13 protein-coding genes are annotated in these 15,039 nt (G+C 66.0%); all 13 read right to left on the reverse strand.

Annotation, left to right across the window (positions count from 1 at the left end; genetic code table 11):
* The 13 genes from CA2_RS00625 to mraZ are packed head-to-tail and all read right to left on the reverse strand — an operon-like array spanning position 1 to position 14,979.
* Entirely contained in the window at positions 1-855 is an 855-nt protein-coding gene (locus CA2_RS00625) for a cell division protein FtsQ/DivIB (protein ID WP_042411423.1), read from the reverse strand.
* On the reverse strand, positions 855-1,835 hold the full coding sequence (locus CA2_RS00630; RefSeq protein ID WP_042411427.1) for a D-alanine--D-alanine ligase: 981 nt from the start codon (positions 1,833-1,835) through the stop codon (positions 855-857). Before CA2_RS00630 ends, CA2_RS00625 begins: the two co-directional genes overlap by 1 nt.
* Entirely contained in the window at positions 1,832-3,265 is a 1,434-nt protein-coding gene (gene murC / locus CA2_RS00635; protein WP_042411430.1) for a UDP-N-acetylmuramate--L-alanine ligase, read from the reverse strand. Before murC ends, CA2_RS00630 begins: the two co-directional genes overlap by 4 nt.
* Positions 3,262-4,326, reverse strand: a complete 1,065-nt coding sequence (gene murG, locus CA2_RS00640; RefSeq protein WP_042411433.1) for an undecaprenyldiphospho-muramoylpentapeptide beta-N-acetylglucosaminyltransferase — start codon at positions 4,324-4,326, stop codon at positions 3,262-3,264. The genes murC and murG overlap by 4 nt, the downstream gene beginning before the upstream one ends.
* Complete coding sequence (gene ftsW, locus CA2_RS00645) at positions 4,326-5,591, reverse strand: putative lipid II flippase FtsW (RefSeq protein WP_042411436.1); 1,266 nt, start codon at positions 5,589-5,591, stop codon at positions 4,326-4,328. Before ftsW ends, murG begins: the two co-directional genes overlap by 1 nt.
* Complete coding sequence (gene murD, locus CA2_RS00650) at positions 5,588-7,489, reverse strand: UDP-N-acetylmuramoyl-L-alanine--D-glutamate ligase (protein ID WP_042411440.1); 1,902 nt, start codon at positions 7,487-7,489, stop codon at positions 5,588-5,590. The genes ftsW and murD overlap by 4 nt, the downstream gene beginning before the upstream one ends.
* 5 nt (positions 7,490-7,494) lie before the next feature.
* Positions 7,495-8,673 (reverse strand): phospho-N-acetylmuramoyl-pentapeptide-transferase, encoded by a 1,179-nt coding sequence (mraY, locus tag CA2_RS00655; protein ID WP_042411443.1) that lies wholly within the window; start codon positions 8,671-8,673, stop codon positions 7,495-7,497.
* A complete protein-coding gene (locus tag CA2_RS00660; protein ID WP_042411446.1) occupies positions 8,664-10,061 on the reverse strand; it encodes a UDP-N-acetylmuramoyl-tripeptide--D-alanyl-D-alanine ligase in 1,398 nt (465 codons plus the stop codon). Before CA2_RS00660 ends, mraY begins: the two co-directional genes overlap by 10 nt.
* Positions 10,058-11,557 carry a UDP-N-acetylmuramoyl-L-alanyl-D-glutamate--2,6-diaminopimelate ligase gene (locus CA2_RS00665; RefSeq protein ID WP_156105919.1) on the reverse strand — a complete coding sequence of 500 codons (1,500 nt, stop codon included), beginning with the start codon at positions 11,555-11,557 and terminating at the stop codon, positions 10,058-10,060. Before CA2_RS00665 ends, CA2_RS00660 begins: the two co-directional genes overlap by 4 nt.
* Positions 11,554-13,296, reverse strand: coding sequence for a peptidoglycan D,D-transpeptidase FtsI family protein (locus CA2_RS00670; protein WP_042411449.1), 1,743 nt, complete (start codon positions 13,294-13,296; stop codon positions 11,554-11,556). The genes CA2_RS00665 and CA2_RS00670 overlap by 4 nt, the downstream gene beginning before the upstream one ends.
* Positions 13,293-13,574, reverse strand: coding sequence for a cell division protein FtsL (ftsL, locus tag CA2_RS00675; protein WP_042411451.1), 282 nt, complete (start codon positions 13,572-13,574; stop codon positions 13,293-13,295). Before ftsL ends, CA2_RS00670 begins: the two co-directional genes overlap by 4 nt.
* Positions 13,575-13,611: 37 nt before the next feature.
* Positions 13,612-14,538 carry a 16S rRNA (cytosine(1402)-N(4))-methyltransferase RsmH gene (gene rsmH / locus CA2_RS00680; RefSeq protein ID WP_042411454.1) on the reverse strand — a complete coding sequence of 309 codons (927 nt, stop codon included), beginning with the start codon at positions 14,536-14,538 and terminating at the stop codon, positions 13,612-13,614.
* A 12-nt stretch (positions 14,539-14,550) separates the two neighbouring features.
* Positions 14,551-14,979, reverse strand: coding sequence for a division/cell wall cluster transcriptional repressor MraZ (gene mraZ / locus CA2_RS00685; RefSeq protein ID WP_042411458.1), 429 nt, complete (start codon positions 14,977-14,979; stop codon positions 14,551-14,553).
* Positions 14,980-15,039 lie beyond the last annotated feature (60 nt).

The following is a 15,039-nucleotide window of genomic DNA, read 5'->3' on the forward strand; positions in this document are numbered from 1 at the left end:
TCAGTGCCTGCCCTCAGTAGGTCGTGTTTTTTTGCTATCTTTTTGTTGCTGTGCTGCCTGGCGTCTGGCCATTTCCAATGCCTTTTCTCGAGACACGGTGGTCACGCCACGCAAGCGCAGGGCGTAGCCATCGGGGTAGCGCAGATCTGCGTACTCCAAGGCCTCGGCCGTGCGCTGGTATTGCTGGGTAATTTGCGGCAACGTCCGCACAAAACGCTGCGTACGCTGTAGGACTTCTTCCGGCTTGCCGCTGCCCAGCTCGATGCTGGCACCGTTGTCGAGCTGCACCAGCCAGCTACCGCGGTCACGCCAGGTCAGCGCATCCACTGGCGCCCCGATGGCAGTGAAGACGGGGTCCAGGGCGTAGTACATGCGCAGCACCTCGACGGCCGAGCCCTCGGGGCCAGAAAGGCGAGGCAAGCCTTCACGCTCCACCTCGCCCACATTAGCCTCGAACACCTCACCCATGGTGTTGACCATCGCGGTCCCGGTCTCCGGCCCCCAGTACGCCTGGGGTTCGTGCTCGTGCAGGATGACGCGCAAGCTGTTCGGATACTCGCGCCGCACCTCGGCCTGGCGCACCCAGGGCACCTGCTCGAAGGCTTCGCGCGCGTCCTTCAGATCGATCGTGAAAAAATTGCCGGTCAGGTGCGGGGCCACATTCGCCCGCAGGGTCACGGCATTGTTGTGCAGCATCTCCCCTTCGACCACGATGCGTGCAATCGAGAAGGCCGGATGGCGCACCGCCCACCAGCTCACCACCGCCAGCATGAGGATGGCCACCCCACCGAACATGGCCGTTGCGGTCACGTTCATGAGTTTGACATCCAAAGGGGCTGGCATGGAGTAGCTCATCAGGCCGCACGCTCCTCTGAAGACGTGCTGTCCAGCGAGGCCGAAGCCAGGATGGTCAGGCACAGTTGCTCATAGCTCATGCCGCGCGCACGCGCGGCCATGGGCACCAGCGAATGGCTGGTCATGCCGGGCGAGGTGTTGATCTCCAGCAGGAAGGGCTGGCGATCGCTCTGACGGATCATCACGTCGGCACGGCCCCAGCCACGGCAGCCCAGGGTGCGGAAAGCCTTTTCCACGATCTGCTGGATGCGCGCTTCCTCGTCCGCCGGCAGGCCGCTGGGGCAGTGGTACTGCGTGACGTCGGTGAAGTACTTGTTCTGGTAGTCGTAGTTGCCGTCGGGCGCCACGATGCGGATCACGGGCAAGGCCACAGCCGCTGCGCCTTCGCCCAGGACGGCGCAGGTGGTTTCCTCACCGGCGATGAACTGTTCGCACAGCACTTCGTCGTCGTACTTGGCGGCCAGGGCATAGGCTGCAGCGCACTGACTGGCGTCCGTCACCTTGGTCAGGCCCATGCTGGAGCCATCGCGGGCGGGCTTGACGATCATGGGAGCGCCCAGGGCCGCCAGGGCCGCCGTGGTTGCCTCGGGGCTGGACACCATGCGCCAGTCCGGCGTGGGCAGGCCTTCGAAGCGCCAGATGCGCTTGGTCATGATCTTGTCCATGGCCATGCTGGAAGCCATCACGCCGGAGCCGGTGTAGGGAATGCCCAGCAGCTCCAGCGCACCCTGCACCGAGCCGTCTTCACCGAAACGGCCATGCAAGGCGATGAAGCAGCGCGTAAAGCCCTGGGCTTTCAGCGCGCCCAGCTCCTGCTCGGCGGGATCGAAGGCGTGGGCATCCACCCCCTGGGCACGCAGGGCGTCGAGCACGCCCTGCCCCGACATCAGGGACACCTCGCGCTCGGACGAACGGCCGCCCATCAGCACGGCCACTTTGCCCAGGGCACGCGGATCGATTTTCTTCATGGAATTGCTCATAGCGCAGATCCTTTCTGCGCTTGCAGCTCTTTTTTCTCTAGCATTTCAACCAGTTGCGCGGGGACCGCGCCAATCGACCCTGCGCCCATGCACAGCACCACATCCCCAGGCTGCGCATTGTCCGCAATTGCCTGGGGCAAATCCGCAATTGTCTCAATAAAAATGGGCTCCACACGCCCTGCGACACGCACGGCGCGTGCCAGTGCGCGCCCATCCGCGGCCACGATGGGGGCTTCGCCGGCGGCGTAGACCTCGTTGAGCAGCACCGCATCGGCAGCGCCCAGGACTTTGACGAAGTCTTCGAAGCAGTCGCGCGTGCGGGTGTAGCGGTGGGGCTGGAAGGCCAGCACCAGACGGCGCCCAGGGAAAGCCCCCCGCGCAGCGGCCAAGGTGGCGGCCATTTCCACGGGGTGGTGTCCGTAGTCGTCGATCACGGTGAACGTACCGCCCTGTGCGCAAGGCAGATCGCCATAGCGCTGGAAACGGCGGCCGACGCCCTTGAAGCCCTCCAGGGCGCGCAGCAAGGCGGCATCGGGCAGCTCCAGCTCCATGGCCACCGCCACGGCCGCCAGTGCGTTGAGCACATTGTGCTCGCCCGCCAGGCTCAGGGTCACGTCCAGTTCGGGATAGGTCTGGCCGTTCTGGCGCAGCACCTTGAAGCGCATCTGGCCATGCTCGGAGCGCACCTCCAGGGCCCGCACCTGCACATCGGGGGCGAAACCATAGGTGGTCACAGGCCGCGCCAGCGCGGGCAGGATATCGCGCACCGCCGGGCTTTCGGCACAGACAATGGCACGCCCGTAAAACGGCATGCGGTGCAGGAAATCGACAAAGGCCTGCTTCAGCTTGCCGAAGTCGTGGCCATAGGTTTCCATGTGGTCGGCATCGATGTTCGTGACCACCGCCATCACCGGCAGCAGGTTCAAGAACGAGGCATCCGACTCGTCGGCCTCGACCACGATGTAGTCACCCTGGCCCAGCTTGGCATTGGCACCGGCGCTGTTGAGCTTGCCACCGATGACGAACGTGGGGTCCAGCCCGGCCTCGGCCAGCACGCTGGTCACCAGGCTGGTGGTGGTGGTCTTGCCATGGGCGCCAGCGATCGCGATGCCCTGCTTGAAACGCATCAGCTCGGCCAGCATCAGGGCCCGGGGCACCACGGGAATCTTGCGCGCACGCGCTTCCAGCACCTCGGGGTTGTTGGCCTGCACGGCGGTAGAGGTCACGACCACATCGGCGGCCTGCACCTGGGACGCGGCATGGCCCACAAACGTCTGGATCCCCAGCGCCTGTAGGCGCTGCAGGGTAGCGCTTGGCGCCAGATCGGAGCCGGAGACGGTATAGCCGAGGTTGTGCAAAACCTCGGCTATACCGCTCATGCCGGAGCCACCCAGACCCACGAAGTGGATGTTTTGAATGGCGTGTTTCATGCGGCGAGCTCCTCGCACGCAGCGACCACCTCGCGGGTGGCATGAATCTTCTGCATCGTTTTCGCTTTAAGGGCAACGTTCAAGAGTGTTGAACGCTGCATATTCTGTAGCATTTCTGCCAGTTTTTGTGCATTCAATGCAGGTTGTGGCATTAACCATCCACCCCCGGCATCCACCATGAAGTGCGCGTTCGTGGTCTGGTGGTCATCGACCGCGTGCGGGAAGGGCACATAAATCGCCGCCACACCAACGGCCGCCAGCTCGGTCACGGTGCTCGCACCGGCGCGGCAGATGACCAGGTCCGCGTCGGCAAAGGCCTGCGCCGTGTCCTCGATGAAGGGGGTCAGCTCGGCCTGCACCCCGGCGGCCGCATAGTTGGCACGCAGGGCATCGATCTGCTTGGCGCCGCTCTGGTGCACCACCTGCGGGCGTGCCTCGACCGGCAGCAGGGCCACGGCCTGGGGCACGATGTCGTTCAAGGCCTTGGCACCCAGGCTGCCGCCCACCACCAGCACCTTGAGTGGGCCGCTGCGGCCGGCAAAGCGCTCGGCCGGCTCCGGCTGCTGCAGGAAGGCCTGGCGCAAGGGGTTACCCACCCACTGCGCCTTGGGCAGCGCATTCGGAAATGCTGCAAACACCTTGTCGGCGACGCTGGCCAGCACCTTGTTGGCCATGCCGGCCACGGAGTTCTGCTCGTGCAGGATCAACGGCTTGCCCGCCAGCACGGCCATCATGCCGCCGGGGAAGCTGATGTAGCCCCCCAGGCCGATCACCACGTCCGGCTTGACGCGGCGCACCACCGACAGCGACTGCGCGAAGGCCTTGAGCAGGCGCAGCGGCAGCAGGGCCAGGGTGAGCAGGCCCTTGCCGCGCACTCCTGCAAAATCAATCGTTTCCAGCGGGAACCCCTGGGGCGGCACCAGCCGCTCTTCCATGCTGCCGGGCGCCCCCAGCCAGTGCACACGCCAGCCTTGCTCGCGCAGCGCGTGGGCCACGGCCAAGCCCGGGAAGATATGCCCCCCGGTGCCGCCTGCCATGACCAAAGCCACTTTCTCTTGCATCACTTCCTCACCTTTGGACTGATGAGCTTGTTCTCATAGTCAATCCGCAATACCACCGCCACCGCGACCAGGTTCATCAACACCGCCGAGCCACCGAAGCTCATCAGCGGCAACGTCAGCCCCTTGGTGGGCAAGGCCCCCAGGTTCACACCCATGTTGATGAAGGCCTGAAAGCCAAACCACAGCGCCACCCCCTGGGCCACCAGACCGGAAAACACCTTGTCGTGGAAGATCGCCTCCCGGCCGATTTCGATGATGCGGCGGGTCAGCCAGACAAAGGCAACGATCAGGATCAGGATGCCGATGAAGCCGAACTCCTCGCCAATCACGGACAGCAGGAAGTCGGTGTGCGCCTCGGGCAGCCAGTGCAGCTTCTCCACACTGCGGCCCAGGCCCACGCCGAACAGCTCGCCCCGTCCGATGGCGATCAGGGCGTGCGAGAGCTGGTAGCCCTTGCCCAGCGCATGGTCCACCGAGAACGGGTCCAAGTAGGCAAAGATGCGCTCGCGCCTCCAGGGCGAGAAGGCGATCATTAGCACAAAGGCCCCGACCACCAGCGCCGCCATCAGAAAGAACATGCGCGCATTCACGCCGCCCAAGAACAGGATGCCCATCGAGATCACCACGATCACGAGGAAGGCCCCCATGTCGGGCTCGGCCAGCAACAGCACGCCCACGACGAACACGGCCGCGGCCATGGGCAGCACGGCGCGGAAAAAGCGCTCCTTCACGTCCATGCGGCGCACCATGTAGTCGGCGGCATAGACCAGCACGGCAAACTTGGCCAGCTCTGAAGGCTGGAAATTCATCACCCCCAGCGGCAGCCAGCGCCGCGCGCCATTCACGACCAGGCCCACGCCGGGCACCAGCACCATCACCAGCAGCAGCAGGGCCAGCAGGAACATGGGCACGGCCAGCCGCTCCCAGGTTTTCATCGATACCTGGAAGGCCAGCAGCGCCGCCACAAAGCCCACGCCCAGGCTCATCGCATGCCGCAACAGGAAGTGGTAGTGCTCGATCTTGCCGAAGCGCGGGTTGTCCGGCATGGCGATCGAGGCCGAGTACACCATCACCAGCCCCCAGGCCAGCAAGGCAATCACCACCCAGATCAGGGCCTGGTCCAGCCCCAGGGCCGTGGGCGGCAGGGCCCGGGTGTTGCGGTACTCCGTGCCCCCCACGCGCACGGGCAGCACGTCGACAGGCTTGTCGGCCGCGCCGGCCAGCCAGCCTTGCAGGCGTTCGCGCACATGGGTCAGGGCGTTCATGCGTCGTACCCTCCGAGGATCTGTCCGGCCTCATCGGCCAGCTCCTGCACCGCCGCCACAAACACCTGGGCGCGGTGGGCATAGTCACGGAACATGTCCATGCTGGCGCAGGCGGGCGACATCAGCACGGCATCGCCCTCCCGGGCCTGGGCACTGGCCAGTTGCACGGCCTGCGCCATGTCGGCGGCCTCCAGCAGGGGCACGCCTTCGCCCTGCAGGGCTTGCTTGATCAACGGGGCATCGCGCCCGATCAGCACCACGGCGCGCACATAGCGCGCCACCGGGGCGGCCAGCGGGGTGAAATCCTGCCCCTTGCCCAGCCCGCCCAGGATCAGCACGATGCGCCGATCGGCCCCCAGGCCGGTCAAGGCAGCGACGGTGGCCCCCACGTTCGTGCCCTTGCTGTCGTCAAAATATTCCACGCCCTGCACGATGCCAATCGGCTCCACGCGGTGGGGCTCGCCACGGTATTCGCGCAGTCCGTACAGCATGGGGCCCAGCGCGGCACCGGCCGCCTGGGCCAGCGCCAGCGCGGCCAGGGCGTTGGTGGCGTTGTGGCGGCCGCGGATGCGCAGGGCATCGGCGGGCAGCAGGCGCTGCAGGTGCAGCTCTTCCTGCGGGTCGCGCGCGCGGCGGCCCGCCTGGTCCACCTCCAGCGCGCGCACCAGCCAGGCCATGCCAGCCACCATCTCGATGCCATAGTCGCCGGGGTTGCGCGGCAGGTCGGCGCCAAAGCTGATGTGGGCGCGCTGCTGCGGCTTCTGCAGCTTGACCTTGACCGGCGCAGGCAGCATGTCCATGACAGTGCGGTCCTCGCGGTTCAGCACCATCAGGCCGTGCTCGCCGAAGATGCGGGCCTTGGCGGCGGCATACGCGTCCATGCTGCCGTGCCAGTCCAGGTGGTCCTGCGTGACGTTGAGTACCACGGCGGCGGTCGGCTCGAAACCCTGCACACCATCGAGCTGGAAGCTGGACAACTCCAGCACCCAGACCTGAGGCAGGTCCTGCGCGTCGATGCGCGCGCTCAGGGTGTCCAGCAAGGTGGGGCCGATGTTGCCGGCCACCCCCACGCTCAGACCGGCATGCTCCAGCAGCTTGCCGGTCAACGAGGTCACCGTGGTCTTGCCATTGGTGCCGGTGATGGCCAGCAGCTTGGGCTGGTAGCCATGCGCCTGGGCCATGCCCTGCAGGGCGGCGGCGAACAAATCCAGCTCGCCCCCGACGGGCAGGCCAATCGCACGCGCGGCGTCCGCCACGGGCGCGATCACATCCGGCGCCAGGCCGGGGGAACGGTACACGGCGTTCAGGCTCTGGCCGTCCACCAGGGCACTGGTCAACGGACCGCCCACAAACCGCGCCTGCGGCAGCTCGCTGTGCAACAGCGCCAGCTGGGGCGGGGCTTCGCGGGTGTCGGCCACGGTGACTTCGGCCCCGGCACGCACGCACCAGCGCGCCATGGACATACCCGAGGCGCCCAGGCCCAGGATCAGCACGCGCCGGCCCTGCAGGTGCTGCGCCTGGTCCTGCGGCCATTGCGCAGGCACGGGGGGCAGCGCCACCGCAGGGGCGGCATCCACGGGCACGGCCACGGCGGTGACGTCGGCATCGGCCGCATCCGACATGCTGGGGTCGGTGAAAATCTGCGCCACAAAGGCAGCCGCGTCCTTGGCGGCGCTCAGGCTGCTGACGTCGGGCACGGGTTCCGCCCAGGCAGGTAGCGCCTCTTTTTCAGGAGCAGCTGGCGCTTGCGATTCGGCCACTTCAGACACTTTTGCATCGCCATCCAAGGATACATGCGCGCTGACTGCTCCTGAATTTTCCAGCTGTACCGCAGCGTCGACCGGCGCCACCGCAGTGTCGGGGTGGGGCTGGGCCGGTGTGAGGTCTTGGGTGTGCATGGAGCCTACCTCAGCTTCAGCGTGGACAGGCCGATCAGGCACAGCAGCATGGTGATGATCCAGAAGCGGATCACGACCTGCGTTTCCTTCCAGCCGCTCTTTTCAAAGTGGTGGTGCAGCGGCGCCATCTTCAGCAGACGACGGCCTTCGCCATAGCGCTTCTTGGTGTATTTGAACCACACCACCTGCAACATCACCGACAGGGCCTCGGCCACGAAGATGCCGCCCATGATGGCCAGCACGATCTCCTGGCGCACGATCACGGCGATGGTGCCCAGGGCGCCGCCCAGGGCCAGCGCGCCCACGTCGCCCATGAAGATCTGCGCGGGGTGGGCGTTGAACCACAGGAAGGCCAAACCGGCACCGGCCATGGCGCCGCAGAAGATCATCAGCTCGCCCGTGCCGGGGATGCTGGGGAAGTGCAGGTACTTGGCGTAGCTGACGTTGCCGGTCACATAGGCAAAGATGCCCAGCGCCGTACCAACCATGATCACCGGCATGATGGCCAGGCCATCCAGGCCGTCGGTCAGGTTGACGGCATTGCTGGCGCCAACGATGACCAGGTAGGTCAGGATGACGAAGCCCAACACGCCCAGCGGGTAGCTAACTTCCTTGAAGAACGGCACCTGCAGCCCGGCCTGCGGCGGCAGGTCCATGGAGAAGCCCGACTGCACCCAGGTCACGAACAGCTCGAAGGCGCGGCTGTTGGTGTTTTCGGAAATGCTGAACACCAGGGCCACGGCGGCGATCAGGCCGATCACCGACTGCCAGAAATACTTCTCGCGCGAGCGCATGCCCTCGGGGTCCTTGTTGACCACCTTGCGCCAGTCATCGACCCAGCCGATGGCGCCAAAGCCCATGGTCACCACCAGCACGATCCAGACGAAGCGGTTGCTCAGGTCAAACCACAGCAGGGTGGACGCGGCGATGGCGAACAGGATCAGCACCCCGCCCATGGTGGGCGTGCCGTTCTTTACTAGATGGGTCTGCATGGCATAGCCGCGCACGGGCTGGCCCACCTTCAGCGCGGTCAGCATGCGGATGGCCTTGGGGCCAATCCACAGGCCGATCACCAGGGCGGTCAGCGCCGCCATCACGGCGCGGAAGGTGATGTACTGCACCACGCGCAGGAAACCGAAATCGGGCGACAAGGTCTGCAGCCACTCAGCCAAGATCAGCAGCATGCTGCACCCTCCCCACAGGCGCTTTCCAGGGCCTGCACCACGTGTTCCATCTTCATACTTCTCGAACCTTTGACCAGCACACTGCCGGTCTGCCCCATGCGGGCCTGCACCGCTGCCACCAGCGCTGCCATCTCTTCAAAATGCGTAGCACCCTGCCCAAATGCAGCCACGGCGTGCTGCATTTGTGGCCCCAATGCCAGGAAAGTTTCAATGCCGGCCTGCCGGGCACTGGCGCCGACTTCCGCGTGGAAGGCCGGCCCCTGATCACCCACCTCGCCCATGTCCCCCAGCACCAGCAGGCGCGGGGCGGGCAGCTCGGCCAGCACGGCAATCGCAGCCTGGACGGAGTCGGGGTTGGCGTTGTAGGTGTCGTCCACCACGTCCACGCGCCGGCCCGCGCACACCACCGCGGTGGAGCGCGAGCGGCCCTTGACCGGCTGGAAGGCGCTCAGCCCCTGGGCAATCGCCGCCAGGGGCACGCCCGCCGCCAGGGCACAGGCCGCCGCCGCCAGCGCATTGCGCACGTTGTGGCGGCCGGCGATGTGCAGCGCGCAGTCGAAGCGGCCTTGCGGGGTCTGCACCTGCACCTGCCACGCGCTGTCGGCCCAGGTGGCCTGCAGACTGCGCACGTCGGCGTCCTCGCCCCCGAAGGTCAGCACCGGGCGTTCACCCGCCAGGCTGCGCCACAGGGGGGTGAAGGCCTCATCGGACGGGAACACGGCCACGCCATCGGCGGGCAGGTAGGCCAGCACGCTGCCGTTTTCCTCGGCCACGGCCTGCACGGTGTGCATGAATTCCTGGTGCTCACGCTGGGCGTTGTTGACCAGGGCCACCGTGGGCTGGGCGATGCGCGCCAGCTCGGCAATCTCGCCGGGGTGGTTCATGCCCAGTTCCACCACGCCCAGCTGGTGCGCAGCGCTGAGGCGGAACAGGGTCAGCGGCACGCCGATCGCGTTGTTGAAATTGCCCTGGGTCGCAAACGCCGCATCGCCGGCCTGGGCCTTCAGGATGCTGGCGATCATCTGCGTCACCGTGGTCTTGCCATTGCTGCCGGTGACGGCAATCAAGGGCAGGCCAAACATGCTGCGCCAGCCGGCCGCCAGGGCCCCCAGGGCCTGGGTGGTGTCCGGCACCTCGATGCCGGGCAGGCCCAGCGCCTCCAGGCCGTCGTGGGCGATCGCCGCAGCGGCCAGGCCCTGCGCCCGCACCTGGGGCAGAAAGTCATGTGCATCCATGCGCTCACCCTGGAGCGCCACAAACAAATCGCCCGCCTGCAGGCTGCGGCTGTCCGTGTGCACACGCAGCAGGGGCGTGGCACCATCGCCCACCAGTCGCGCCTGCGGCTGGAAGGCCTGGATCCACTGCCATGCCTGTTGCAAAGTCATCATTGCTGCATTCCCTCTCGCCGGAGCAAGGCGGCACGCGCCTTGTCCATGTCGGAAAACGGGTGCTTCACACCCTGGATTTCCTGGTAGTCCTCATGGCCCTTGCCCGCCAGCAGCACCACATCCTGGGTGCCTGCCTGGGCAATGGCCTGTTCAATCGCCTGCGTGCGGTCCACCACCACCTGCACGCGATCGAGCCGCATGCCGGCCGTGATCTGCTGCACGATGGTCTGGGGGTCTTCGCCACGTGGGTTGTCGCTGGTCACCCACACCACGTCGGCCTGGCGCTGCGCAGCCTGACCCATCAGGGGGCGCTTGCTGCTGTCGCGGTTGCCGCCACAGCCGAACACGCAGTGCAGCCGGCCACCCCGTGCACGCGCCACGGGCTGCAGGCCCTGCAAGGCCTGCTCCAGCGCATCGGGGGTGTGGGCATAGTCCACCACCACCAGGGGCTGATCAGCCTGGGCAATCTGCTGCATGCGCCCTGGCACCGGCGCCAGCCCCTGGCACAAGGCCACGGCGTCCGGCAGCGTCCAGCCCCAGCTGCGCAGCACGGCCAGCACGCCCAGCATGTTGCTGACGTTGTACTGGCCGATCATCTGGGTGGTCATGGTCACGGACTGCCCGTCTTCCTGTACCTCGAAGCACAGGCCCTGCAGTCCATGGCGCACGTCCGTGGCCCGCAAGCGTGCCGGGGCGTTCACCGCCACGGTCCACAGATCCAGGCCTGCGCGCCCCTGCAACTGCTGCGCCAGCAACTGCCCATGGGCATCGTCGACGTTGAGAACGGCCACCTGCAGGCCTGCCCAAGCAAACAGCTTGGCCTTGGCCTGCCAATAGGCTGCCATGCTGGCGTGGTAGTCCAGGTGGTCCTGCGTGAAATTGGTGAACACCGCGGTGTGGATGTGCGTGCCATCCAGGCGGTGCTCCTCGATGCCGATGGACGAAGCTTCGATCGCGCACGCGGCCAGGCCCTGCTGCACGTAATCGGCAAACGCATACTGCAGGCAGACAGGATCGGGCGTGGTCATGCCCGTGCTGACCACCTGGGGCGGCACGCCAATGCCCAGCGTGCCCACCATGGCACAGCCCTGGCGCCCTTGCAGCTGGAACCCGACCAGTGCATGCGCCAGCCACCAGGCGGTGGACGTCTTGCCGTTGGTGCCGGTGACGGCGACCACCCGCAGCTGCCGCGAGGGGTGCTGGCACCATTGCGCCGCCATCTCGGCCGTGGCAGCCTTCAAGCCGCGGTAGCTGGCCACCGCGCCGGGCAGGTTGAACGCCTCCACGCCGTCGTGCTCGACCAGGCATGCAACCGCACCGCGCGCGATGGCCGAGGCCACATGGGCGCGGCCATCGGTCACGCCACCGGGCCAGGCGATGAAACCATCCCCGGGCTGCACCTGGCGACTGTCGGTGCGCAATTGGCCGGTGACGCGGGCGCGCAGCCAGGCCAGGGCCTGGGGCAGATCATGCAAAAACTCAGGGGCGCGACTCACAGCGATTCCTCCACGGGGTTGGCGACGATTTGCGGCTGTACCGCCATGTCGGGCGCCACCCCCAAGAGACGCAAGCTCTGCTGCACCACCGTGCTGAAGACGGGCGCCGCCACCGTGCCCCCGTAATAGGTGCCGTTGCTGGGCTCATCCACCATCACTGCCACAATCACGCGCGGATCTTCAATCGGCGCCATACCGGTAAACCAAGCGCGGTATTTTCCTTGGGCATAGCTTTTGCCCACTTGCTTGCGAGCGGTACCTGACTTGCCACCCACGGAATACCCGACCGTCTGTGCGCGCTGCCCCGTCCCGCCCGGGCCGGTGGCCAGGGCCAGCATCTTGCGCACCTGCTCGGCGGTCTTCTCGGAAAACACCGGCACGCCCACAGGGGGCCTGTCCAGCTTCAGCATGGTGGCGGGGATCACCTTGCCGCCGTTCGAAAACACTGTGTAGGAGCGCGACATCTGCAGCAAGCTGGCCGACAGGCCATAGCCGTAGGACATGGTGGCCTGTTCCACCGGACGCCAAGTCTTGTAGGGGCGCAGACGGCCACTGGCCGCGCCAGGGAAGGCGATCTGCGGCTTCTGGCCAAAGCCCACGGCCGAGAACGTCTCCCACATCTCCTGCGCAGTGAGCTGCTGGGAGATCTTGGTCGTGCCCACGTTGCTGGACTTCTGGATCACCCCTTCGACCGTCAGCACCCCGTAGTTGTGCGTGTCGGAAATGGTGGAGCCGGTCACATTGATGCGCCCGGGCGTGGTGTCCACGATCGTTGAGGGCTTGAACTTGCCGCTCTCCAGAGCGATGCCGACCGTGATCGGCTTCATGGTCGAGCCCGGCTCGAACACGTCGGTGATGGCACGGTTGCGCAACTGCTCCCCGGTCAGGTGCTTGCGGTTCGAGGGGTTGAAGCTGGGGTAATTGGCCAGGGCCAGCAGTTCGCCGGTCTTGGCATCCATGACCACCACCGTGCCGCCCACGGCCTTGTGGGCCAGCACCTGCTCCTTGAGCTTTTGGTAGGCAAAAAACTGGATCTTGCTGTCGACCGACAGCTGGATGTCGCGGCCATCGATCGGGGGCACCTCTTCGCCCACGCCATCGACCACCCGCCCCAGGCGGTCCTTGATCACACGGCGCGAGCCGGGCTTGCCCGCCAGGTCCTTTTCGAAGGCCAGCTCCATGCCTTCCTGGCCCTTGTCCTCGACGTTCGTGAAGCCCACGATGTGGGCCGCCGCCTCGCCTTCAGGATATTGGCGCTTGTATTCGCGGGTCTGATAGATGCCCTTGATGCCCAGGGCCTTGATCTGCAGACCCACATCCCAGTCCAGCTGGCGCTTGACCCAGACAAAGCTCTTGTCCTCGGCCAGCTTCTTCTTCAGCTGGTCCAGCGGCATATCCATCAGCTTGGCCAGCTTGGGCAGCTTGGCCAGGTCTTCCGGGGTGTTCTTCTCCACGTCCTCGGGAATCGACCAGATGCTGGCCGCCGGCACGCTGGAGGCCAGGATCAGTCCATTGCGGTCCAGGATGCGCCCACGGTTGGCCGACAGCTCCAGGGTCCGGGCAAAGCGGACCTCGCCCTGGCGCTGGAAGAAATCGTTGTCGATCACCTGCACCCAGGCCGCACGCGCAGCCAGGCCCGTGAAGGCCAGCACGATGCAGCCCATCACGAACTTGCTGCGCCAGGCCGGCGTCTTGCTGGCCAGCAAAGGGCTGGAGGTGTAGGCCAGACTGCGTCTCACCGGGCACCTCCGGCAGGTTGTTCATCGCGCACATAGTGCGTGATGGCGGGCGATGCGCCCTGCAAGCCCTGGGCCACAGCCAGGGACTCGATGCGCGAAGGCGAGGACTGCGCGCGCAGTTCCACCTGCAGCCGCTGGTACTCGGTCTCCAGGTTGCGGGCCTCGTTCGTCGCGCGGTGCAGCTCGGTGAACAGGCGGCGCGACTCGTACTGGGTCTCGACCAGGTACAGGCCACTGAGCAGCACCGCCACCAGCAGCAAGAGGTTCAGGCGCAGCATGCCACCTCCTGGATGCTGGGCCACTGTGGGCGGGTGGTCATGCCGGCACCTCGGTGCGTTCAGCCACGCGCATCACCGCACTGCGCGAGCGCGGATTGGCGTCCACCTCGGCCTTGCCAGGCTTGATGCGCTCCAGCGCCTTCAGGTGCATGGGCTTGGGTGCGGCAAACGGGGTGCGGCGGTCGTAGACCTCTTTGGCGTGTTCGGCAATGAACTGCTTGACGATGCGGTCTTCCAGCGAATGGAAGCTGATCACCGCCAGGCGGCCGCCCGGCTTGAGCACGCGCAGACTGGCCTGCAGTGCTTCTTCGAGCTCCACCAATTCGGCATTGATAAAAATCCGCAGGGCCTGGAAAGTGCGCGTGGCGGGGTTCTGTCCATCACGGCTTTTCACAATCTTGCCCACCAGATTCGACAGCTCGGTGGTGGTCTGCAGTGGGCCATGCGCTTCGCGGTGCGCCACGATGGCCTTGGCAATCGGGAAGGCCATGCGCTCCTCACCATAGTCACGGATCACATCGGTGATCTGCTGCACCTCGGCTTCGGCCAGCCACTCGGCCACACTCTGGCCGCGCGTGGTGTCCATGCGCATGTCCAGCGGACCCTCAAAGCGGAAGCTGAAGCCGCGGTCGGCTTGGTCGATCTGGGGCGAGCTCACACCCAGGTCCATCAGGATGCCATCGGCACTCGCCGGCGGCAGTTCGCCGATGTGGCGAAACCCTTCGTGGCGGATAGAAAAACGGGCGTCTTCGATACGCCCGGCTTCTGCAATCGCCAATGGGTCCTTGTCGAAGGCTATCAGCCGCCCCTGCGGGCGCAGCCGGGAGAGAATCAATCGCGAATGGCCGCCACGGCCAAAGGTTCCGTCCACATACGTGCCATCGGCCGCGGACGGATCATCGCCCAGCAAGGCATCGACGGCCTCGTGGAGCAAAACAGTGATGTGTTGGAGGGGCTGGTTCAACGCTCGCCCTTTTCAGAAAGCAAAGTCTTGGAATACATCGGGCATGGGCGCCTGCATGGCTTGCGCCTCATGGGCTTCATAAGTGGCTTTATCCCAAAGCTCGAAGTGATTGCCCATGCCGAGCAGGATCACCTCTCTCTCAAGACCGACCGCCTGACGCAGCTCTGGCGAGACCAGCACACGCCCGGTGCCGTCCATGTCCACATCCATGGCGTTGCCCAGGAAGATGCGCTTCCACCACTGGGCCGACATCGGCAACTGGCCGATGCGGTCGCGGAACAGCAGCCACTCGGGGCGGGGAAACAGCATCAGACAGCCATGGGGGTGCTTGGTGATGGTGAGCTGGCCTTGGGCCTGCGTGACCAGGGCGTCACGATGCCGGGTCGGCACTGAAAGCCGCCCCTTCGCATCGAGAGTCAGCGAAGACGCCCCTTGAAACACGATGGATCACCCCGTTTGCTTGGACCTTGAGCGCCCGCATGTGGGCGGTTAAGGGAATTC

It is taken from the genome of Comamonas aquatica NBRC 14918, from assembly GCF_000739875.1.
In the GTDB taxonomy this organism is placed as follows: Bacteria; Pseudomonadota; Gammaproteobacteria; order Burkholderiales; family Burkholderiaceae_C; genus Comamonas; species Comamonas aquatica.

Coding starts and splice junctions, on each gene's coding strand:
- murD (WP_042411440.1), bottom strand. CDS start 7,489: ATGCACACCCAAGACCTCACACCGGCCCAGCCCCACCCCGACACTGCG.
- murC (WP_042411430.1), bottom strand. CDS start 3,265: ATGAAACACGCCATTCAAAACATCCACTTCGTGGGTCTGGGTGGCTCC.
- murG (WP_042411433.1), bottom strand. CDS start 4,326: ATGCAAGAGAAAGTGGCTTTGGTCATGGCAGGCGGCACCGGGGGGCAT.
- mraY (WP_042411443.1), bottom strand. CDS start 8,673: ATGCTGCTGATCTTGGCTGAGTGGCTGCAGACCTTGTCGCCCGATTTC.
- CA2_RS00630 (WP_042411427.1), bottom strand. CDS start 1,835: ATGAGCAATTCCATGAAGAAAATCGATCCGCGTGCCCTGGGCAAAGTG.
- CA2_RS00625 (WP_042411423.1), bottom strand. CDS start 855: ATGAGCTACTCCATGCCAGCCCCTTTGGATGTCAAACTCATGAACGTG.
- ftsL (WP_042411451.1), bottom strand. CDS start 13,574: ATGCTGCGCCTGAACCTCTTGCTGCTGGTGGCGGTGCTGCTCAGTGGC.
- CA2_RS00660 (WP_042411446.1), bottom strand. CDS start 10,061: ATGATGACTTTGCAACAGGCATGGCAGTGGATCCAGGCCTTCCAGCCG.
- ftsW (WP_042411436.1), bottom strand. CDS start 5,591: ATGAACGCCCTGACCCATGTGCGCGAACGCCTGCAAGGCTGGCTGGCC.